The 18,439-nt window shown below is 46.2% G+C and carries 19 protein-coding genes; 12 read left to right on the top strand and 7 right to left on the bottom strand.

What is annotated here, in order from left to right; translation table 11 throughout:
* Positions 1 to 76 precede the first annotated feature (76 nt).
* The 3 genes from IQ263_RS12845 to IQ263_RS12835 all read right to left on the bottom strand — a co-directional run bounded on the left by IQ263_RS12845 (position 77) and on the right by IQ263_RS12835 (position 3,401).
* The gene (locus tag IQ263_RS12845) at positions 77 to 2,404 is read right to left on the bottom strand and encodes a S8 family serine peptidase (protein ID WP_194067768.1); all 2,328 of its coding nucleotides are present in this window, start codon (positions 2,402 to 2,404) and stop codon (positions 77 to 79) included.
* Between the two features lie 125 nt (positions 2,405 to 2,529).
* Positions 2,530 to 2,928, bottom strand: coding sequence for a helix-turn-helix domain-containing protein (locus IQ263_RS12840; protein WP_194010486.1), 399 nt, complete (start codon positions 2,926 to 2,928; stop codon positions 2,530 to 2,532).
* Between the two features lie 155 nt (positions 2,929 to 3,083).
* Positions 3,084 to 3,401 (bottom strand): type II toxin-antitoxin system HigB family toxin, encoded by a 318-nt coding sequence (locus IQ263_RS12835; protein WP_194010485.1) that lies wholly within the window; start codon positions 3,399 to 3,401, stop codon positions 3,084 to 3,086.
* A 213-nt stretch (positions 3,402 to 3,614) separates the two neighbouring features.
* On the opposite strand from IQ263_RS12835, the gene IQ263_RS12830 reads away from it, so the two are divergent.
* The 3 genes from IQ263_RS12830 to grxD all read left to right on the top strand — a co-directional run bounded on the left by IQ263_RS12830 (position 3,615) and on the right by grxD (position 5,061).
* Complete coding sequence (locus IQ263_RS12830) at positions 3,615 to 4,238, top strand: hypothetical protein (protein WP_194067767.1); 624 nt, start codon at positions 3,615 to 3,617, stop codon at positions 4,236 to 4,238.
* 42 nt (positions 4,239 to 4,280) lie between these two features.
* Entirely contained in the window at positions 4,281 to 4,541 is a 261-nt protein-coding gene (locus IQ263_RS12825; protein ID WP_194067766.1) for a BolA family protein, read from the top strand.
* Between the two features lie 199 nt (positions 4,542 to 4,740).
* A complete protein-coding gene (gene grxD / locus IQ263_RS12820) occupies positions 4,741 to 5,061 on the top strand; it encodes a Grx4 family monothiol glutaredoxin (protein ID WP_194010482.1) in 321 nt (106 codons plus the stop codon).
* Between the two features lie 369 nt (positions 5,062 to 5,430).
* On the opposite strand, the gene IQ263_RS12815 is transcribed toward grxD, so the two are convergent.
* Positions 5,431 to 5,685: a DUF6761 family protein gene (locus tag IQ263_RS12815; protein WP_194010481.1), complete on the bottom strand. Its 255-nt coding sequence runs from the start codon at positions 5,683 to 5,685 to the stop codon at positions 5,431 to 5,433.
* Positions 5,686 to 6,281: 596 nt separating this feature from the next.
* Between IQ263_RS12815 and IQ263_RS12805 the strand changes: the two genes are divergently transcribed.
* Positions 6,282 to 7,031, top strand: a complete 750-nt coding sequence (locus IQ263_RS12805; RefSeq protein WP_194067765.1) for a response regulator transcription factor — start codon at positions 6,282 to 6,284, stop codon at positions 7,029 to 7,031.
* 8 nt (positions 7,032 to 7,039) lie between these two features.
* Here IQ263_RS12805 and IQ263_RS12800 read toward each other — a convergent pair whose 3' ends face one another.
* Both IQ263_RS12800 and IQ263_RS12795 read right to left on the bottom strand, forming a co-directional pair.
* Positions 7,040 to 7,390: a 4a-hydroxytetrahydrobiopterin dehydratase gene (locus IQ263_RS12800; RefSeq protein ID WP_194067764.1), complete on the bottom strand. Its 351-nt coding sequence runs from the start codon at positions 7,388 to 7,390 to the stop codon at positions 7,040 to 7,042.
* 165 nt (positions 7,391 to 7,555) lie between these two features.
* Entirely contained in the window at positions 7,556 to 8,923 is a 1,368-nt protein-coding gene (locus IQ263_RS12795) for an aldehyde dehydrogenase (protein WP_194067763.1), read from the bottom strand.
* 42 nt (positions 8,924 to 8,965) lie between these two features.
* Between IQ263_RS12795 and IQ263_RS12790 the strand changes: the two genes are divergently transcribed.
* The 3 genes from IQ263_RS12790 (at position 8,966) to IQ263_RS12780 (ending at position 10,582) form a co-directional block, all read left to right on the top strand.
* Complete coding sequence (locus IQ263_RS12790) at positions 8,966 to 9,886, top strand: glycine betaine ABC transporter substrate-binding protein (protein WP_194067762.1); 921 nt, start codon at positions 8,966 to 8,968, stop codon at positions 9,884 to 9,886.
* Positions 9,887 to 9,977: 91 nt separating this feature from the next.
* Positions 9,978 to 10,232 carry a hypothetical protein gene (locus IQ263_RS12785; RefSeq protein WP_190657718.1) on the top strand — a complete coding sequence of 85 codons (255 nt, stop codon included), beginning with the start codon at positions 9,978 to 9,980 and terminating at the stop codon, positions 10,230 to 10,232.
* The gene (locus IQ263_RS12780) at positions 10,226 to 10,582 is read left to right on the top strand and encodes a type II toxin-antitoxin system PemK/MazF family toxin (RefSeq protein WP_194067761.1); all 357 of its coding nucleotides are present in this window, start codon (positions 10,226 to 10,228) and stop codon (positions 10,580 to 10,582) included. The genes IQ263_RS12785 and IQ263_RS12780 overlap by 7 nt, the downstream gene beginning before the upstream one ends.
* 98 nt (positions 10,583 to 10,680) lie before the next feature.
* Here IQ263_RS12780 and IQ263_RS12775 read toward each other — a convergent pair whose 3' ends face one another.
* Entirely contained in the window at positions 10,681 to 12,954 is a 2,274-nt protein-coding gene (locus IQ263_RS12775; protein ID WP_194067760.1) for a RelA/SpoT family protein, read from the bottom strand.
* Positions 12,955 to 13,111: 157 nt separating this feature from the next.
* On the opposite strand from IQ263_RS12775, the gene IQ263_RS12770 reads away from it, so the two are divergent.
* The 5 genes from IQ263_RS12770 to IQ263_RS12750 all read left to right on the top strand — a co-directional run bounded on the left by IQ263_RS12770 (position 13,112) and on the right by IQ263_RS12750 (position 18,007).
* Positions 13,112 to 13,303 carry a hypothetical protein gene (locus tag IQ263_RS12770; RefSeq protein WP_194067759.1) on the top strand — a complete coding sequence of 64 codons (192 nt, stop codon included), beginning with the start codon at positions 13,112 to 13,114 and terminating at the stop codon, positions 13,301 to 13,303.
* 241 nt (positions 13,304 to 13,544) lie between these two features.
* A complete protein-coding gene (gene patD, locus IQ263_RS12765; protein WP_194067758.1) occupies positions 13,545 to 13,955 on the top strand; it encodes a heterocyst frequency control protein PatD in 411 nt (136 codons plus the stop codon).
* A gap of 31 nt (positions 13,956 to 13,986) precedes the next feature.
* Complete coding sequence (locus IQ263_RS12760; protein WP_333093040.1) at positions 13,987 to 14,574, top strand: TFIIB-type zinc ribbon-containing protein; 588 nt, start codon at positions 13,987 to 13,989, stop codon at positions 14,572 to 14,574.
* 529 nt (positions 14,575 to 15,103) lie between these two features.
* Positions 15,104 to 16,807: a dipeptide ABC transporter ATP-binding protein gene (locus IQ263_RS12755; protein WP_194067757.1), complete on the top strand. Its 1,704-nt coding sequence runs from the start codon at positions 15,104 to 15,106 to the stop codon at positions 16,805 to 16,807.
* Between the two features lie 126 nt (positions 16,808 to 16,933).
* The gene (locus tag IQ263_RS12750) at positions 16,934 to 18,007 is read left to right on the top strand and encodes an RNA polymerase sigma factor, RpoD/SigA family (protein ID WP_194010470.1); all 1,074 of its coding nucleotides are present in this window, start codon (positions 16,934 to 16,936) and stop codon (positions 18,005 to 18,007) included.
* Positions 18,008 to 18,439 lie beyond the last annotated feature (432 nt).

The raw sequence follows: 18,439 nt of genomic DNA, 5'->3' as shown, positions 1-18,439 counted from the left end.
GGTTTACGGGTTCTATGGCTGATATTATAGATTGTTGGTAAACTCGCCCCTAGAATAATTATTGTTGATTTATTGACTAGACGATGTAAGGAGAATCGATCGCCCTAGCGCGATTAATTGCTACCAACGTCTGGTAAATTAAAGCCGAAATCTCGGCGCGGGTAATGTCCCGCTGCGGCGAAAGCCGATCGCGCGCCGGATAGTTTACTACAATCTTCAAAGCAGTTGCTGTGGCTGCGGCGCTTAAAGCAAAATTAGGAATTTGCGATCGATCGGTGTAAACTTTCAAAACATCGGGATTGCCGCCCTTAAGTTCCAAACCGTTAACCAAAGATACGATCGCCTCAGTCTTAGTCAAATTCTGATTCGGGCCGAACTTCAACCCCGGAAACCCAGACAAAAACCCCGCCCGATTCGCCCGTTCGATCGCACTTCTCGCCCAAAAACTAGCAGAAACATCAATAAAATTTGTCGCCAACCGCTGCGGAATCGGACTAAACGCACTCACCAAAAGCGCCGCATATTGAGCGCGATTTAAACTGTCATCAGGTTTAAAAGAACCGTCAGGAAAACCGCTAATTATATTCCCCGCAGCCAAAGCCTCAATAAAGTTCTGTGCCCAATGTCCAGAAATATCGCTAAACCTCGCACCGCCAATATTCGGATTACCGCCGCCCTTTCTCACCGCAGCTTGCACCGCTTTTAAAGCATTCACTTTTCCGTAACCGAACCAATCGCTGCGGCGGTTATTAGCATCATAATTTCCCATGCGATTTCCCAACTGCGGATCGGGCTGGGAATCGACAATTTTGTCAGCAGTTTGTTCGAGAATTCCCCGCACTTCCCGCGCCGTCAAACGGGGGTTGGCCGAAAGCACTAAAGCTGCCACTCCAGCGACTACTGGAGTGGCGCTGGAAGTGCCGCCAAAGGTATTGGTGTAGTCCCCCGGATCGTAGCCGGCAACACCGCCTCGATCGGCAGTAAACACCCCCAAACCGGGCAAATACTGCGTCACTTCCGGCGCAGTCGCAATAAATCCGGTTTCTGGCAGCCAAGTTCCCGGCGGCGCGTTGTTGCTGGGGGCGCACACCGAAATGCTGTTGCCCCAATTGCTGTAGGCTGCTTTTTTGTTGAGGGAAGTGGAAGCAGACACCGCAATCACATCGGGGTGTACGGCAAATCCTGCCAGCCATTTAGTTCGATCGCCCAAAATGTTATTCGGCCAGCCTTTCTCATCTACAGTACCGTTGACAGGGCGGTTGGCATTGCCCGCAGCGAACAGAATCACGCAGCCTCTACCGCCCCGCCCTTGGGTGGCGGCTTTGGTGATGACGGCACTCTGGCGCAGGGAAAGGGGATAGTAAACTGCCCCTGGGCCCCAACTGCAAGAGATGATGGCTGCGCCTTTTTCCACTGCCCAATTGAATATTTTTTCGATCGACTCGTCATCGAGAAAACCGCTAGTACGGATGGGCATCAGGGCGCATCCGGGGGCGACTCCGACAATGCCTTTGCCGTTTTCTTCTGCTGCGGCGACACCGGCGCAACTTGTGCCGTGGTTGTCCGATTCGGCAACGGGCATCGGGGAAGTGTCGCCGTCTTTGAAATCGATGGGTGAGACGATTTTGCCTTGGCCTTGAAAATCGGGATGTGTCAAGTCTACTGAATCATCGGCGATCGCAATTACGATCGATCGCGCGCCGCGAGTCATATCCCAAGCCGCTTCTGCATAAATTTGAGCGTCGCCGACAAGTTCGTTGCCGCCTCGGTTGTTGAGATACCACTGTTGGGGATAAAACGGATCGCGGGGTTTATAATGCTGCTGAGTTTCTACTAAAATATTGGGTTCAGCGATCAGAACTTCGGGATATCTTGTCAGGCGGTTGGCAATTTTGACCGGGTTTTCTGTTGCTTGTTTGTTGACTTCACAGACAAAGGTGTTGGGAATTCCTGAGACTGACCGGACTATTGTTAAATTTGCTGCACGGGCGATCGACTTTCGCGATAGTTCGTCTACTTGTTCGCCAAATTGAATAGTAATTTGGTCTGTCAAATAAAAGAATGTACTCGGATTGTTCGCCGGACAATAAACATGGCTGGCAAAAGCTACAGCATCGCTAGCGCGGGCTGCTTGCATTGCTGCATCTAGGTTTTCTGGCCCGACGAGATACTCTTCGAGATTACTTTGCCCGATGCGGCGGTTGAGTTTTGCCCCAGTTGTGGCAGCCCAATTGTTTGAGGCTGATGCTATCGATGATGGGCGGACTGTAAAGCGATTGGGAACTTTTGACAGCAGCAATTCATCGCCGCCCCGCTGCAAAATCACTGCCAGACTTTCTTCGGGAACTCCAATACCTTGATAGTTTTGGAGAGTGTCGGAGGTTGGTTTGCTTGGTTGTACCATCAGAAATGTTCCTGTTTAATTTTGATGCAGAATAACGGGTGTTTGAAACCGCCTAGTCTCTTCAACCTGCGGAGGCAGGTTTTGTCTTTGTAGAAGCGGTTTCAACCGCCGTCTTATCTCTTATCTCAAATAAACACGCTAGGATTAACATTAAAGAATTCTCCCAGCGCCTTAGCTTGCGCCTTGCTAATCGCCCGTTTTCCATTAACCACCTCAGAGACTACTCCTTTGGAACCAATCACACCCACTAAATCGGCTTGTTTGAGTTCGCGAACTTCCATGAGATGCAATAGAACATCCTGGGGAGTCGCTTCTGGAATTGGGTAATATTTTGATTCGTATTCTTCGATCAACAGCCCCCAGAGACTCAGTAAAGTTTCTTCTTCTAGTGTTAATTCTTCCTTAGACATCAGAGAGCCTAATTCTGCAAGCGCAAGATCGTAATCTTCTTCGTTCAGGATTGGCTTAGGCTGTGATTTCGCCAGCAGTTGACCGTAAGCTGTTTTTTCAATTGTGATGCTCATTTCTCATTCCTTTGCTTGCTTACTTAGACAGGGTTCTCAAATAGAAGGTGGGTGTTTGTTTCTATGTATCATGCTTTTAACCATTAAAGTGATTTTTTAAATTTATTGAAGACATCAGATAGTCTGTAATAATTGCCGATGTATTTACTGGACGATCAACCTATTTTTTGCTTGACTTCATTTTCATCATTCCAGTTAATTTTGCTATATTCGGCATGGGTTAAAAATTTCTTAAAAAGTACATATCCGGTGCTATAGTTAATTTGTACAATTAATCTATACTGATTGCCTTTAATATTAAATATCGTATATCCACAGACTCGATCGACCGATTTAGAATACCCCTGTCGGATATCTTCTGGCGATTTCCAATCGTTGTCTTCCATGACCTTGCACCAGGCTGCGATCGCACTTGAGACCTCACCGTAGGGTTCGATCGCACTCAGAAGATTTCTTATGGACTTTAGTTTCATTCGGGTACCGTTTTTACACGACACCTCCATGTTCTCACAACGAGAACTTGCTGTCAAGTCTCTACTCTCATTTTTCCAAAAGAGCCTTTTGCCCGATCGCCCTCTTTGACATTTACACAAAATTGGTGTATACTTAGCCGGTTGCGATCGCCAATGGTAAGATCGGCTCAAGCTAAATATCTTTTTAAAGTGCGCTGGGCGCAAAGTAATTTCATGGTATATTCTGGAACTGTTTGCTGGCTTCGCTTCACTGCCCGGATGACGATCGGGGCGATCGCAGTTTTGACCCTGTTGCAACCGCTCCAAGCCCAAGCACAACAACCTTCTCGGCCAGATAACCAACAGCAAGTCGATCCCGCCGACGACCCCACAGACCCCAACAACCTCCGCCCTCTGACCCAAGACAGCAGCCTGCTGAGCGTTGCCGGAGGTCAGCGCTTGATGACAGAAGCCAGCGGTGCTATTTCCAGTCAAAATTATACTGTCGCCGCTCAAAAGCTCCAAGAATCCCGCCAAATTTTCAATCAACTATCCAACTTCTACCAACAACTCAGCAGCAGTTTTGCTGGAATTGATGTCCGCTTGGCCGACAGCAACCGCACCAAAGCTGTGGAAACAGCCCAAATGCGCGACGAAGCTACCTACCGGCTGGCTTTGGTACACCGGGCGCAAAACAAGCCGGAACTGGCTGTCCCCCTACTGATTCAGATTATTCGATCGCAGCAGCCAACTCGCGACTTGGGCAAAAAAGCTTACCAGCAGTTACTAGAATTGGGTTTTGTGGATGCGCCCTATCCGCGGCCTGCTGCAAATCAACCGCGATCGTCTAACAAATAGTTCCACTAAAATACTCAATATAGCCCTTTATCACAAATACCAATGGTTACACCGTCTCAAGTAGCAGAAATGATTAAGGCAGAATTGCCCGACGCTAAGATACAAGTTGACGATTTGACCGGCGGCGGCGACCACTACCAGGCGAGAGTAGTCTCTGCCGCCTTTGAAGGAAAAAGTCGAGTAAAGCAGCACCAACTGGTTTACGGCGCTCTCAAACAGGCAATGGCTAGTGAAGCTATCCACGCTTTGGCCTTGGAAACCTTAACTCCTGCAGAATGGGCAGCGAAAAGTCCAGCGGCTTAATTGTTGATCTGCTCTCTGGAAATCACAAGTTTGTGCTTGTGTCAAGAGTTGCTAGAGAAATAATTGGAAACCAAAGAAACCAGTTTTCTTAACCGGAATCTATGGTTTTAACGAGAAATTTTCTCCAAAAACCAGGTTTCTGCGCCCTGAGAAACAACTGTCAACGTTTAAAAAAATTCAAACAATATTAGGAGCTACCATGACTACAGCACAGGAAAGAATTGACGGCTTGGTTAAGCAAAACAAAATCATGGTGTTTATGAAGGGCAATAAATTAATGCCCCAGTGCGGTTTTTCTAATACCGTGGTGCAAATTCTCAATACTTTGGGAGTGCCTTACGAAACTGTAGATGTGTTAGCAGACCAGGAAATTCGTCAAGGCGTTAAAGAGTATTCCAACTGGCCGACAATTCCCCAAGTTTATATCAACGGCGAGTTTCTTGGCGGCTCGGATATTATGATCGAGATGTATCAAAAGGGCGAATTGCAAGAAATTGTAGAAGTTGCTTTGGCTTCTTAAAATTAGACAAAACAAACATATCCCCGACTTATTAAATAAGTCGGGGATATAAGCTGTCACGCATTTAAATTGCATATTCAGAGCGGGCGGGACACCCCACAAGACTTTGATTTTTTTTTTGACATTCAATTTAAATGCTGCAACGGCTTAACAGCGATCGGGTTTTACGTTGAACTAGGTTGATTTACCGCAGAAGCAAGTTCGGCAACGGATTCCTAAGGGCGGATGTAACGGATATAACGGATGTAACGGAGATCGGCAAGAAGGAATAAGGAAGAAGGAAGAAATAACAAACAACCAATTCCCGACGCCCAATTCCCGATGCCCAATTCCCAAATAATCAAGGGTTTATTAAACCGAATTTACTATTTAATAGTAGTCTGCTTCAGTTTGTGTCTGTGTCTGTGGCATTTCAAAATTTGACGGATCGTGAATGTAACGCGCTGCTTCTTCCTCTAATCTGTGAATCAGATAGGGTTCCAGGCTGTTACAATGTCGCAGGGCTGCGAGGTAGCCATCTAAGTAAAGGCGCAACTCATCGAAACGATAACCTCTATTCCACATTTCGACGAGGGCATCGGTGAGTTTTTGGTAGTGCCGGATTGTTTGGGTATCTTGTAACATGGTGTGAGTTAGAAATCCTTTGTGGTGTATAATGACGGCGGGATTTAGGAATAGCCTCGATGGCTGGGCTTGTTGCTCACAAGAGAGGCAATTGCTAAATAAAAGTTTTTACCCTGCTCAACAGGCTACCCTCCATAAAAAATTTCACTCGCTGCAATGCAGTGGCTGGACTTTTTGGCGCGCACCTAAATAATTCGCTGCGCGTTTAGTAGAGTCGGGATGTTGGTGAATTTGATGAGCGCACTGGGTGAGTGTTCCGGCTACCGAGCGAACGGTTGGAGGAATTTTAGTTTCTGTTGCGCGATTTGTCAACCTCCTAGCACTAGGGGCCCTGTCGCGGGGTTCGGTAAAAGCAGGTGGTTGGGGCATAGGGTCGATCGGCTGTAGGCTGTCTTATTTTTATTGTAAACTCACCGCCAGAATGATTTAACCTTTCTGCGGGCTGACGATCCCAACTTGACAAAATCTTTAAAATTCATACTATCGGTTTGTTCGCCTCTATAAATAGAGCTAAGGCTTGAGTAGCGATGGTTACAAAACCTTGACAAAAGCTCTGTTAACCTGGTAGCCATTAGTGATAAGGGAAGCTCGCCGCTGTGGGATCTGTAAGTATTTCGATTGTTGAAGGAAATCCGCACCTGCGATCGCTCTTGGGCTGGCATTTACAGCAAGTCGGTCACTGGGTGCACCAGTCGGCGGATATCAGTCACGCTAGGGAAATATTTTTCAGCCGTCAGCCAACCCTAGTCATTCTGGATGCCCAATTGCCCGATGGGGACGGTTTAGAATTTTGTCGCTGGCTGGGGAAGCAGCAGCAATCGCTGATTTTGATGCTGTCGGCGCGGAATACGGAAGCGGATATTGTGGAAGGTTTGAAGTCGGGGGCTGACGATTACCTGACTAAACCGTTTGGGATGCAAGAGTTTATGGCCAGGGTGGAGGCTCTGATGCGCCGCAACCGCACGATGATACCGCCGGCGATGCTGGAATGCGGGCTGCTAAAAATTGATTTGGTGCAGCGCCGAGTCAGATTGTACGAGGAAAACATCGAGCTGACTCCTCAAGAATTCAGCCTGCTGTACGTGCTGGCTCAAGCTGGCGGAGTGCCGCTGTCGCGATCGGATTTGTTGCGCCGGGCCTGGCCTGATGCTATTGACAACCCCCGGACGATCGACACTCACGTACTCTCTTTGCGTAAAAAAATCGAAATCGACCCGCGACAACCGAGCCTAATTCAAACTGTGCGAAATGTCGGCTACCGGCTAAATCTGGAGTTTTTGAATACAAATCAATCCCATTCACCAGAGCCCGGAGCGATGATTTCTGAGACTATTTTCAGCCGATAAATCTGATTTTAGGTTAGGAATTGATTGGCGATCGCATCTGTTTTCGCCGCCATGATAAAATCATTGCGGTGCAATCCAGAAATCGCGTGAGTCCACCAAGTAACGGTAACTTTCCCCCACTCGGTTAACAGCGCCGGGTGATGTCCTTCAGTTTCTGCGGCTTCGGCGACGCTGTTTGTAAAGGCGATCGCACTTTTGAAATCCGGGAATTTGTAGGTGCGTTCTAACTGGGGAACGCCATTTTTTTCGATAAAATTCCAGTCGGGAATTTGATGTTTGAGTTGGACAATTTCGTAAGCTGTGACGCGCGGAGAGTTTCGGCGGCAGGCGGCACAGCGTTCTTTTGCTAAAGATTCCATAAATTGCTTGTTAGCGAAAATATGCTAAAAGATAGTGTCAGTGTATTAAGTTGGATAGCCCGACAATACTATTATAATCTGGGCGGAATTAGACCGCTATCTTATTTGTATTGTAGATATTGGTGAAATTACACCCAGATTATATTCAAACAATTATCCGATCGCTCAACCGATCGCCTTTTTAATCAAATCCAACTTACCCTTATAGGGAGCATACCGCCATTTCAAATCCAGCCAAAAAGACTTTTGCAGCACGCTTTTGTAATGCGAAAAAGTATCAAAACTTGCTTTCCCGTGATAACTTCCAATCCCGCTGTCGCCAACTCCCCCAAAAGGCAAAGTTGTCACTCCCACTTGCATTACCGTGTCGTTAATACAAAGTCCACCTGATGAAGTTTCGCGCAAAACTCGCTGTTGTTTCTCTTTATCCTTCGAGAACAAATACAAAGCTAACGGTTTGGGGCGGGCGTTGATTTGGGCGATCGCCTCCCCGAAATCATCATACTCCAAAACGGGCAAAATCGGTCCAAAAATCTCATCTTGCATCACCGGCGAATCCCAAGAAACCTTGTCAATTACCGTAGGCGAAATATATCTATCTTCGGCGTTACTTTTGCCGCCCGCGACAATTTCCCCATCTTTGATAAACTCTACCAAACGTTTTAAATGATGCTGATTGATAATTCGCGAATAGTCCGGGCTTTGCTGAGGATCTTCGCCGTAAAATTCGTGAAGTGCTGTTTTAATTGCTGACATCAAATCCGGTTTAATTTTTTTGTCAACTAACAGATAATCTGGAGCGATACAAGTTTGACCGGCATTGATAAATTTGCCCCACGCAATGCGTTTTGCGGTGTATTCAATCTGAATATCTGAGTCTACAATGCAAGGACTTTTGCCGCCCAATTCTAATGTTACAGGTGTCAGGTGTTTGGCCGCAGCTTCCATGACTATTTTACCGATTTTTGTGCCTCCGGTAAAGAAGATGTGGTCGAATTTTTCGGCTAGCAATTGTTTGCTGATTTCGACTCCTCCTTCGACGGCTGCTACGTAGGCGGGATCGAAGGTTTTGGAAATCATGTCGGCGACAACTTCGGAGGTGTGCGAGGCGATTTCTGAAGGTTTGAGGATGGCGCAGTTGCCGGCGGCGATCGCCCCGACTAAAGGTGATATCATGAGCTGAAATGGGTAATTCCAAGGCCCGACGATCAAAACTACGCCTAAAGGTTCAGGGTAAATGCGGGCTGATGCGGGGAATTGGTCGATCGAAGTTGGCACTTTTTTCGGTTTTACCCAAGATTTCAGGTTTTTGATGGCATAATTAACTTCGGCAATGGATGCAATTTCAAAATAAGCCTCAAACTCCGGTCGATTCAAGTCTGCCTTGACAGCAGCGACTATTCGTGATTGATGGAGTTCGATCGCACTTTTGAGATGTTTGAGTTGTTCGATTCTAAAATCCACATCTTTAGTTTTTCCAGTCGCAAAAAATTGTCGCTGCTGGCCGATAATATCGCTGACACTCAATAGCATATTTTCTCCTGTATCTATATATATAAATGTTACAATAAAACAATGAAAATATCAAAAAGCCATTTTTTATCTTCCTGTTTATCATTACTTTGCTTGTTTGCAGTCACAAGCTGCAATTCTAGTTCTCAAAAACAAATTGTTATTTGTTCCAAAGACTTTACAGAACAAGTCATCCTAGCAGAAATTTTAGCTATTCACATCGAAACCAAAACAGATATCAAAGTAGAACGCAAACTCAACCTCGGAGGCTCGCTTTGCCATCAATCCCTAGCAACGGGTAAAATCGACTTGTACGTCGAATATACTGGTACGGGTTTTACCAACATTCTCAAACAAAAGCCAATTTCTGACTCCAAAAAAGTCCTCGATTACCTCAAACAAGAATATCCCAAACAGTTTCAAGCAGAATTGACTGAACCCCTGGGATTTAATAACAGTTTTGCGATTATTATGCGGGGAGATGATGCCAAAAAACTCAACTTGCAAACTCTCTCGCAACTAGGAAAAGCTGCACCAAAATTGCGCGCGGGTTTCGGCCCGGAATTCAAAGAGAGAGAAGATGGATTTCCCGGATTAGCTAAAACTTACGGGATTAAATTTGCCGAAGAACCGAAGGAGTTGCTGTTAGGATTGCTTTATCAAGCGCTGCAACAAAAAGAAGTAGATGTGATTGCCGGTAATACGACGGATGGTTTGATTCAAAGTTTGCGTTTAGTAGTCCTGAAAGATGACAAAAACTATTTTCCACCCTACGAAGCTGTTCCGGTTGTGCGATCGCAAATTTTGGAAAAATACCCAGAATTGCGTCCAGTGCTAGCAGAGTTGGGCGGCAAAATCTCGGAGGAAGATATGCGGAAACTCAACTATCAAGTTGATGGAAAACAGGAGGATGCCGCCCAAGTGGCGCGGCAGTTTTTGCAGCAAAAGTTGGGCGACTCAAAGCCTGCGACTCCCGCGAAATAAAGGGTTTCATTCTTCTGTCTGTTTGCTGGAGAGTATTGTGATTAGGTATACTATGAGTTAGACTCATATAAATAAATGAAGGTATAGAGCTATGACAACTGTCAAAACTGCTATCTCATTGCCAGCATCTCTATTTGAACAAGCCGAAACATTAGCTGGCGAAATGCAAATTTCGCAGAGTTTTTTGATCGAAATAGCGCTTGAAGAATTTATCCGCCGCCGCGAAAATCAACAACTGTTAGAAAAAATTAATGCTGCTTGCGAAGCACCTCTTTCTGAAGAAGAACAAGTTTTGCTTCGCAAGATGAGTCGATCTCATCGCAGGCTGGTGGAAGGGGAATGGTAATAAATCAAGGTGATATTTTTTGGATTGAACTTGATGAGCCTTCAGGTTCAGAACCCGGTTATGTCCATCCCCATGTAATCATTCAAAACAATTTATTCAATCGTTCCCGCATTAATACAGTTGTTGTTTGTGTGCTTACTTCAAATCTAAGACGGGCGAATTCACCAGGAAATGTCCTGTTAGAAGCAGGAGAAGCTGATTTACCAGAAAAGAGTGTTGTTAACGTCTCGCAGATTTTGACTATCAGTCAATCTCAGTTAGGTGAGAAAATTGGCACACTCTCTGCCGAGCGAATTCGTCAAATTCTTGATGGAATTAGACTGGTATTGGAACCTCATGAACCTGAGTAACACTTTTCTTAGCCTTTGAAAATTCATGGGGTTCAACCTCTCCTCAGCTAGCGATCGGGTGCGAATAGCGCACCCTACAATACAGTTAGACTCTCCTCTTAAGTCCCTTCACTCAGCCGCCGCAAATTCAAAATATCGCTCATTTTTTTAATTTGCATACAAGTCCGCTCGAACTGTTCTTTATCTTGGATGTCCATGCACAAGTCAATTAATGCGGGGAATCCGGGATAGGTTTTGACTTGGGCGCTGCGGACGTTGACTTTGTTGTCTTTTAAATGCGATAAAACATCGTTGAGAACTCCGACTCGATCTAGGGCTTCAACTTGAATATTTACCGGATAAGTATTGGGGCGAGATTCGTTGCGGTTGCTGGAATTCCAACTCACGGGAACTAATTTATCTCCCGGTACGTTTTCAACATTGGAACAACCTTGGCGGTGAATGGAAATGCCGCGAGTGCGAGTCACTACTCCAATAATTGATTCGCCGGGAATGGGACAACAACAGCCTGCTATATGGTAGAGCAATCCTTCTACACCTGCGATCGGCGATTTGCTCGGAGACGAACTAGGTACGGGTTTCGGTGCCGTCGATGCAGGTATTAGCAGGGGGATTTCCTGGGTTCCTCCGGGAGCAGATTCTATTTTTTGCTGCACTTTGACTAAATCTCGCAGGCGATTTACTACGAGGTTTAGGGTGACTTCGCCGTAGCCCAAACCGGCGATTAAGTCTTCGACGCTGTGGTAGTTGCAGCGCTGAGCTACTGATTGCATGGGTTCGGATTTCAGCAAGGATTCTAAGCCGTTTTTGCCTAATTCTTTTTCTAGCAATTCCCGCCCGCGAGCGAGGTTTTCATCTCGGTGCGATCGCTTCAACCATTGCCGAATTCGGTTTTTTGCTCCGTTTGTTTTGACAAAATTCAGCCAGTCGGAGCTGGGATGGCCGTTTTTTTGGTTCAATATTTCTACTATGTCGCCGTTCTTTAATACCTTGTCTAGTGTTACCATCCGCCCGTTGACTCTCGCGCCGGTGCAGCGATTGCCAATTTCTGTGTGAATGCGGTAAGCAAAATCTACGGGTGTTGAGCCGGTGTTGAGTGAAATCACGTCTCCGTTGGGAGTAAAAACGTAGATATCTTCGTCGAATAAGTTGTCTTTAATACTTTGTAAATATTCGCGATCGTCTTTGAGGTCGCTTTGCCATTCTAGGAGTTGTCGCAGCCAAGTAAATTTTTCGTCGTCGCCGGTGACTGCGGTGCTAGAACCGCCGGTTTCTTTGTATTTCCAGTGGGCGGCGATCCCGTATTCTGCAATGTGGTGCATTGCTACTGTGCGAATTTGTACTTCGATGGGGCGGCCGCTGGTGCCGATGACTCCGGTGTGCAAGGATTGATAGCGGTTGGCTTTTGGTAAACCGATATAATCTTTAAATCGACCGGGGATCGGGCGGAATGAATCGTGGACGATCGCCAATGCGCGATAACAGTCATCGTTGCTTTCTACTATGATCCTCACCGCAGCAATATCGTACACTTGGTTAAACCCTTTTTGCCGGCGCTGCATCTTCCCGTAAATCCCGTACAAATGTTTGGGACGGCCGCTAACTTCGTAGCATTTAATGCCTAATTTGTCAAGCTTTTCTCGCAAACTATCTGTGACTTCTGCGAGTTGAGTTTCTCGATCGGCCCGCTTGACTGCCACCAAGTCTTGAATTTCGCGATAAGCATCCGGTTCCAGGTATTTAAACGCTAAATCTTCCAATTCCCACTTAAAGCGCCCGATACCCAAACGGTTCGCCAGGGGAGCAAAAATATCTCGGGTTTCTAGGGCAATACTGCGCTGCTTTTCTGGAGACAAATGCTCCAAAGTCCTCATGTTGTGCAGTCTGTCTGCTAGTTTGACTACAATCACGCGAATATCTTTAGCCATTGCGAGAAACATTCGGCGAAAATTTTCAGCAAGGCGCTCTGTTTTGCTGGAAAAATTAAATTTAGAAAGTTTGGTGACACCTTCGACTAATTGTCGCACTTCTGCGCCGAACCGCTGTTCTATTTCTTCGAGAGTAATATCTGTATCTTCAACAATATCGTGGAGAAAACCGGCGGCAATCATGACGTTGTTGCCGCCCATATATCGGAGTATCCCAGCTACAGCTACGGGATGGCAAATGTAAGGTTCTCCCGATTTGCGGTACTGTCCTTCGTGCAAGTCGCGGGCAAATTCAAAGGCCCGACAAATTAAACTGTTGTCAGTCGAGCAATTGGCGTTAGGGGCCGCATCAGTCTGCGATCGACCATTCAGGCATTCTTGCAGCCAATCGGGAACGACGGCAGGATCGATCGAAGGAGAGGCAGTCAGAGTGTTTGCGTTCATCGGGTACACCTTGAAAAATTAGAAATACAAATGGTTAAAAGCCGGCGTTCGGTTGAATTTCCGAAATTATGTGTTTAGCAATACTAAACTAATTGAATGCCACAATTGGCAATTCTCAAAAATAATCGATTTTTGTCTTAACTATATCGATTTAATTTTGAGTTTCCCCCCCTCGCAGGTAGGAAAATATATTGACTCCACTGTCGCGGATTCGATCGGTCGATCGGGTAAAATAAGAATATTTTGGCGGCAGCAGTTGAGGTCAGTCGATTGGGGCATTCAAGATTTGAGATTTGAGATTGACTTTACAGATGCAATCTGGGATCTCGAACAAAAGTCTACAATTTGAGGATCGACCATGACGCGGAGTCGGGGGCGCAGTCCCTGTTGTTGGAGGTAGCGGGCGATCGGCATTCACAGGCAACGCTAAACTAAAAGCACGAGCTAGACCGATCGAGTCACGCCACCAGGGTGATGAAATTTTCTCAACAAACAGGGAATTGCTGCAAAAATGCACGGCTTCCCTTAATATGAGCAAAGCTTAAGCAAGAATCTACTTTGATTATAAAGAAAAATTTGTTTACAAAATCATGATATTGTCCGAAGACCGCCGCCAGTGCTACCAAGAATTACAGCAAGCACTCGAACAGCTACAAAGAACTGCTGCACAGGAAAATCTCGATCGGGCTGCGCTGGCTGCAGAATACACAAAAGTGCAACAATTTTTCGGAAACCAGATTATGAAAGCTAACAGTTGTGAGTTATACGCCTCAGAAACGCCTCCAGAGCAGTCCTATTTGACGGAAATTCACAAGCAACTGCGGTTATTGAGGACAGATGTCACGTTTTTGCAGGCTGCGAAGCAGCCAGCGACAGCACAGGCGAGGCAAACTGCGGCTGCTGAGCGACTAAACACGCTAATTGGCTACTGCGGTGCGCTGCTGCAAAAAAATTCTGGTTCTGAGCGGGCCCGCCCGGATGCAGAATTAATAACTGAATAAACAGGGAATTGAGAAGGCAAGGAGAAATCAAGTGGTGGAATGTCCAAAATGTAAACATCCCAACTTAGAAGGCGGCACCCTAGCCGGCCGAATGTCGGTGCAGTGGTGTCCCAACTGTTACGGTATCTGGATTCCAGGCAGAGAATACGAAGCTTGGCAGAAAGAGCAGAGCCAGTGGTACAACAAATCCCAGAAGCCAGAGGCGACAGGCACTCTCGGCATAGAATTCACGCCGTCTCCCTACGACAGCAAAGCAGCCCTGTGTCCCGAGGACGGTCATTATTTGTCGCGGGCAAAAGTTCCCTTCAGCAGAGTGCCCTTTTACATAGAGCGCTGTATGCTGTGCGGGGGAATTTGGTGCGATAACGGCGAGTGGGATATTCTCGAAAGTCTGGGATTCCACACCGAGATTGACAAGATGTTTTCTCCCAATTGGCAAGCCAAGGCCCGCGTCCAAGAACTCGCATCTCGGGAACGTCAAGTGCTCACAGATAAGCTAGGCCCGGATATTGCCGGATATGTGTTGGAACTGGCGGAAGTTTTAGCAGACCATCCGCACGTTGATTGTGCGGCTACTTATATACTGCGGAGAGCTGAGTTGAAGCGAAGGGAAATTTAGTCTGTTGACTGTTGGCAGTTGGCAGTTGGCAGTTGGCAGTTGGCAGTTGGCAGTTGGCAGTAGTCATTAGTTATTAGTTATTAGTTATTAGTTATTAGTTATTAGTCATTAGTTGTTAGTTATTAGATACTGACTAATGGCTAACAACTAACTAGCTACTGACTGCTGATAAATGATAACTAATATCATGTTTGCTCAATTATTATTAAAAAATGTTTGTAGTAAGTATAGATTTCTCCCGTCACCCCGACCGATGATTCTGTGTTATCACTACAAAGGATTAACGATTAAAAATTATATGACTGGACATGATATACCCAGTAACAAACAGCTAATAACAACGACCAACAACCAATAACCAGTAACTAACACCTAACACCTGATAACCAATAACGAATAACCAATAACCAATAACGAATAACCAATAACCAATAACGAATAACCAATAACCAATAACGAATAACGAATAACGAATAACGAATAACCAATAACGAATAACCAATAACTAATAACTAAGGACTAAGGACTAATGACTAATGACTATTCTTTGTTTTCCATTGAAAATCTGCGAGTAGCTTATCCTCAGCGGCGGGGCCAATCCGGTTGGGCGGTTGACGGCGTTTCTCTGAGGCTGGAAGCAGGGGAAAAACTGGGATTGGTTGGGGAGTCTGGGTGCGGTAAGTCAACTTTGGGAAGGGCGGCGATGCGGTTGCTACCGGATTCGACGCTGATTGAGGGGCGGGTTGATTTTGCTGGAGAGTCGGTGTTTGAGATGGATGCTTCGCGGCTGAGACGGTTTCGGGGCGAAGCTGTGGCGTTGATTTTTCAAGATCCGATGACTCGTCTCGATCCTTTGATGACTGTCGGGGAACACTGTATCGAGACTTTGCAGGCTCACAGACCGAATTTGGATCGCAAGCAGGCTAAGCAACGGGCGATCGAGATTTTGGAAGCTGTAAAAATTCCCGCCTCTCGGTGGTCGCAATTTCCCCACGAATTTAGTGGCGGAATGCGGCAAAGAGTAGCGATTGCTTTGGCTCTTTTGCTCGATCCGAAGTTAATTGTGGCGGACGAACCGACGACGAGTTTGGATGTAACTGTCGCCGCTCAGATTATGCAGGAATTAACCAGACTTTGCGCGGAACGGGGAACGGCTATTTTGCTAATTTCTCACGATTTGGCGATGGTGGCTGAGTATTGCGATCGCATTGCGGTGATGTACGGCGGCAAAGTCGTGGAAACTGGGCCGGTGCTGGATGTTTTTGAACGCCCGCAACATGAATATACTCGATCGCTCCTGAAAGCAGCTTTGCACATTCAGAAGGAAGAAGGAAGTTCGGCAACGGATTCTGTAACGGATTTAACGGATGTAACGGATAGAGGGGAGAAGGAAAATTATCGGCTTAAGTCCGAGTCAAATTTACCTCTTTTGACTGTGACGGATTTGCAGCAGCACTACAGTTTAGAAAGCAATTTATTAGAGCAGTTGTTTTCCGGGAAACAGCAGGTAATTAAAGCCGTAGATAATGTTAGCTTAGAGCTAGAACGGGGAGAAACCTTGGGGCTGGTAGGGGAGTCAGGCTGCGGCAAAAGTACCTTGTCGCGCACGATTTTGCGCTTGATTCCTCCGACTGGTGGCAAGGTTGAATTTCAAGGAATAGATATCACTGCTCTGAGTAACGATGCTGTCAGGAAGCACCGCCGCCAAATGCAAATGATATTTCAAGACCCCCACGCTTGTTTGAATCCGATGATGACTGTCGGGCAAAGTATTGCTGACCCTTTGTTGATTCACAAATTAGCTAAGGGAGAGGAAGCTAAAAAACAAGTAATCCAAATGTTAGAGCGGGTGGGTTTGACTCCAGGGGGGGATTTCTTTCGCCGCTATCCGGGGGAATTGTCAGGAGGACAACAGCAGCGGGTTTCGATCGCCCGCGCTTTGATTACTCGGCCGCAACTGATTATTTGCGACGAACCAGTGAGTATGCTGGATGCTAGCGTGCAGACTCAAGTATTAGAGCTGATGTTGGAGTTGAAACAGGAATTTAATTTGACTTATCTGTTTATTACCCATGATTTGTGGGTGGCGAGATTTTTTTGCGATCGCATTGCGGTAATGAATGCCGGAAAAATTGTGGAAATCGGCAAGACTAGGGAGATTTTTACTAATCCGCAGCACCCTTATACTCAGCAGTTATTACAAGCAGCTCCTTTATTGGCTCGGACTCAATAAACCAATCTAAAATTGGGGAAATTTGATATCAGCCACCAGCTTCTAGATGGATTTCGGAAATTTCTGATTAAATTGGTTAAAGTGAAGGGATACTTTTCAAATCATCCCACGGACACCAAGCACTATATGGCAGAATCTGACCTAGGCAGTTTTGCGGTGGCCCCCGAAGCCTCACTCGCAATCGCAGAGGATGAGGACACCGAGATCGATCGTCCGACGGTAACTCGATCGTCAGCATACAACAACTGGTCTGCCGACGATCCCGTGGGAGCTTTGTTCAAAGAAATGTCTCGCTATCCTCTACTGACTGCCACCGAAGAGGTGGAGTTAGCTCGTCGCGTTCAAGAATTGGTAGCCCTTCTGGAAGTAGAAGAGCGTTTAAAACAGGAATTGGAAAGAGAGCCAACAAAAGCTGAACTCGCTGCAGCTTTGGGGGTGAGCGAAAGTCAACTGCAACAACTTCGCCACCAGTGTCAATCGGCGAAACGGAAAATGATCAGCTCGAATTTGCGGTTGGTGGTTTCGATTGCGAAACGCTATCTCAACCGAGGCGTGCCTTTTCTAGATTTAATTCAAGAAGGAGCTTTAGGTTTGAATCGAGCCGCCGAAAAGTTCGATCCTGAGAAGGGTTACAAATTTTCTACCTATGCCTATTGGTGGATTCGCCAAGGAATTACTCGGACAATTGCCAATCAAGGGCGGACAATTCGCTTGCCGGTTCACATTGTCGAACAGTTAAATAAACTCAAAAGAGTTTATCGGGATTTAAGGCGTTCTCTTCAACGAAATCCTACGGAAACTGAAGTTGCTAGAGAAATGGAAGTTACTGCCGAACAGCTTCGTTACCTCCAGCAAGTACGCCGGCAATCTTTGTCTCTCAACCACCGCATTGGTACGGAAGAAAGTTCGGAACTTTTGGATGTTCTGGAAGATAGCGCGACGCAATCTCCAGAAGCTCAGATGAATGAGATGATGATGCGCCAAGATATTTTGGAGGTGTTGGACAGTATTTTGACTGAACGGGAAAAAGAGATTGTGGCGATGCGTTACGGTTTGATAACCGGCGAACCTTACACTTTAGAAGAAGTCAGCAGTTTGTTCAATTTGTCCCGCGAACGAGTCCGTCAAATTCAAAATAAGGCAATGCGAAAGTTGCGCCGCCCTCAAGTGACGGAACGATTGAAGGGCTGGTTGAAATGAGCTAAAAAATATTGAATTGGCCTTTTTTAAAGTCTTAAATATCGAATGTATGGTTAACTGGTTAACCAGTTAACGGGCCGGAGCCTGGTAATATCGTTTCCGAGAGCATCGGAATTATATATTTTAATCATTGATAGTGCGAGCGGGGATGCTGATAGTGCGAGCGGGGACGCTCGCACGCTCATAATTCCGATGCTACCGGATTTGATATAACGACTAGAAAAACAGTTAGTAGTGTGGACTTTAGTCCGCTCTTGGGTGGCAGACTAAAGTCCACACTACTAACCAATTTTAAAGCGGTCAATTGACCGGACATGATATGACCAATGACCAATGACTACTGACCAATGACTAATGACTAATGACTACTGACCAATGACTAATGACTAATGACCAATGACTACTGACTACTGACTACTGACTACTGACCAA

The organism is Tychonema sp. LEGE 06208, from assembly GCF_015207505.1.
Classification (GTDB): domain Bacteria; phylum Cyanobacteriota; class Cyanobacteriia; order Cyanobacteriales; family Microcoleaceae; genus Microcoleus.
This window is presented reverse-complemented; position numbering and strand designations above follow the sequence as displayed.

Coding starts and splice junctions, on each gene's coding strand:
- IQ263_RS12845 (WP_194067768.1), bottom strand. CDS start 2,404: ATGGTACAACCAAGCAAACCAACCTCCGACACTCTCCAAAACTATCAA.
- IQ263_RS12840 (WP_194010486.1), bottom strand. CDS start 2,928: ATGAGCATCACAATTGAAAAAACAGCTTACGGTCAACTGCTGGCGAAA.
- IQ263_RS12835 (WP_194010485.1), bottom strand. CDS start 3,401: ATGAAACTAAAGTCCATAAGAAATCTTCTGAGTGCGATCGAACCCTAC.
- IQ263_RS12830 (WP_194067767.1), top strand. CDS start 3,615: ATGGTATATTCTGGAACTGTTTGCTGGCTTCGCTTCACTGCCCGGATG.
- IQ263_RS12825 (WP_194067766.1), top strand. CDS start 4,281: ATGGTTACACCGTCTCAAGTAGCAGAAATGATTAAGGCAGAATTGCCC.
- grxD (WP_194010482.1), top strand. CDS start 4,741: ATGACTACAGCACAGGAAAGAATTGACGGCTTGGTTAAGCAAAACAAA.
- IQ263_RS12815 (WP_194010481.1), bottom strand. CDS start 5,685: ATGTTACAAGATACCCAAACAATCCGGCACTACCAAAAACTCACCGAT.
- IQ263_RS12800 (WP_194067764.1), bottom strand. CDS start 7,390: ATGGAATCTTTAGCAAAAGAACGCTGTGCCGCCTGCCGCCGAAACTCT.
- IQ263_RS12795 (WP_194067763.1), bottom strand. CDS start 8,923: ATGCTATTGAGTGTCAGCGATATTATCGGCCAGCAGCGACAATTTTTT.
- IQ263_RS12790 (WP_194067762.1), top strand. CDS start 8,966: ATGAAAATATCAAAAAGCCATTTTTTATCTTCCTGTTTATCATTACTT.
- IQ263_RS12785 (WP_190657718.1), top strand. CDS start 9,978: ATGACAACTGTCAAAACTGCTATCTCATTGCCAGCATCTCTATTTGAA.
- IQ263_RS12780 (WP_194067761.1), top strand. CDS start 10,226: ATGGTAATAAATCAAGGTGATATTTTTTGGATTGAACTTGATGAGCCT.
- IQ263_RS12775 (WP_194067760.1), bottom strand. CDS start 12,954: ATGAACGCAAACACTCTGACTGCCTCTCCTTCGATCGATCCTGCCGTC.
- patD (WP_194067758.1), top strand. CDS start 13,545: ATGATATTGTCCGAAGACCGCCGCCAGTGCTACCAAGAATTACAGCAA.
- IQ263_RS12755 (WP_194067757.1), top strand. CDS start 15,104: ATGACTAATGACTATTCTTTGTTTTCCATTGAAAATCTGCGAGTAGCT.
- IQ263_RS12750 (WP_194010470.1), top strand. CDS start 16,934: ATGGCAGAATCTGACCTAGGCAGTTTTGCGGTGGCCCCCGAAGCCTCA.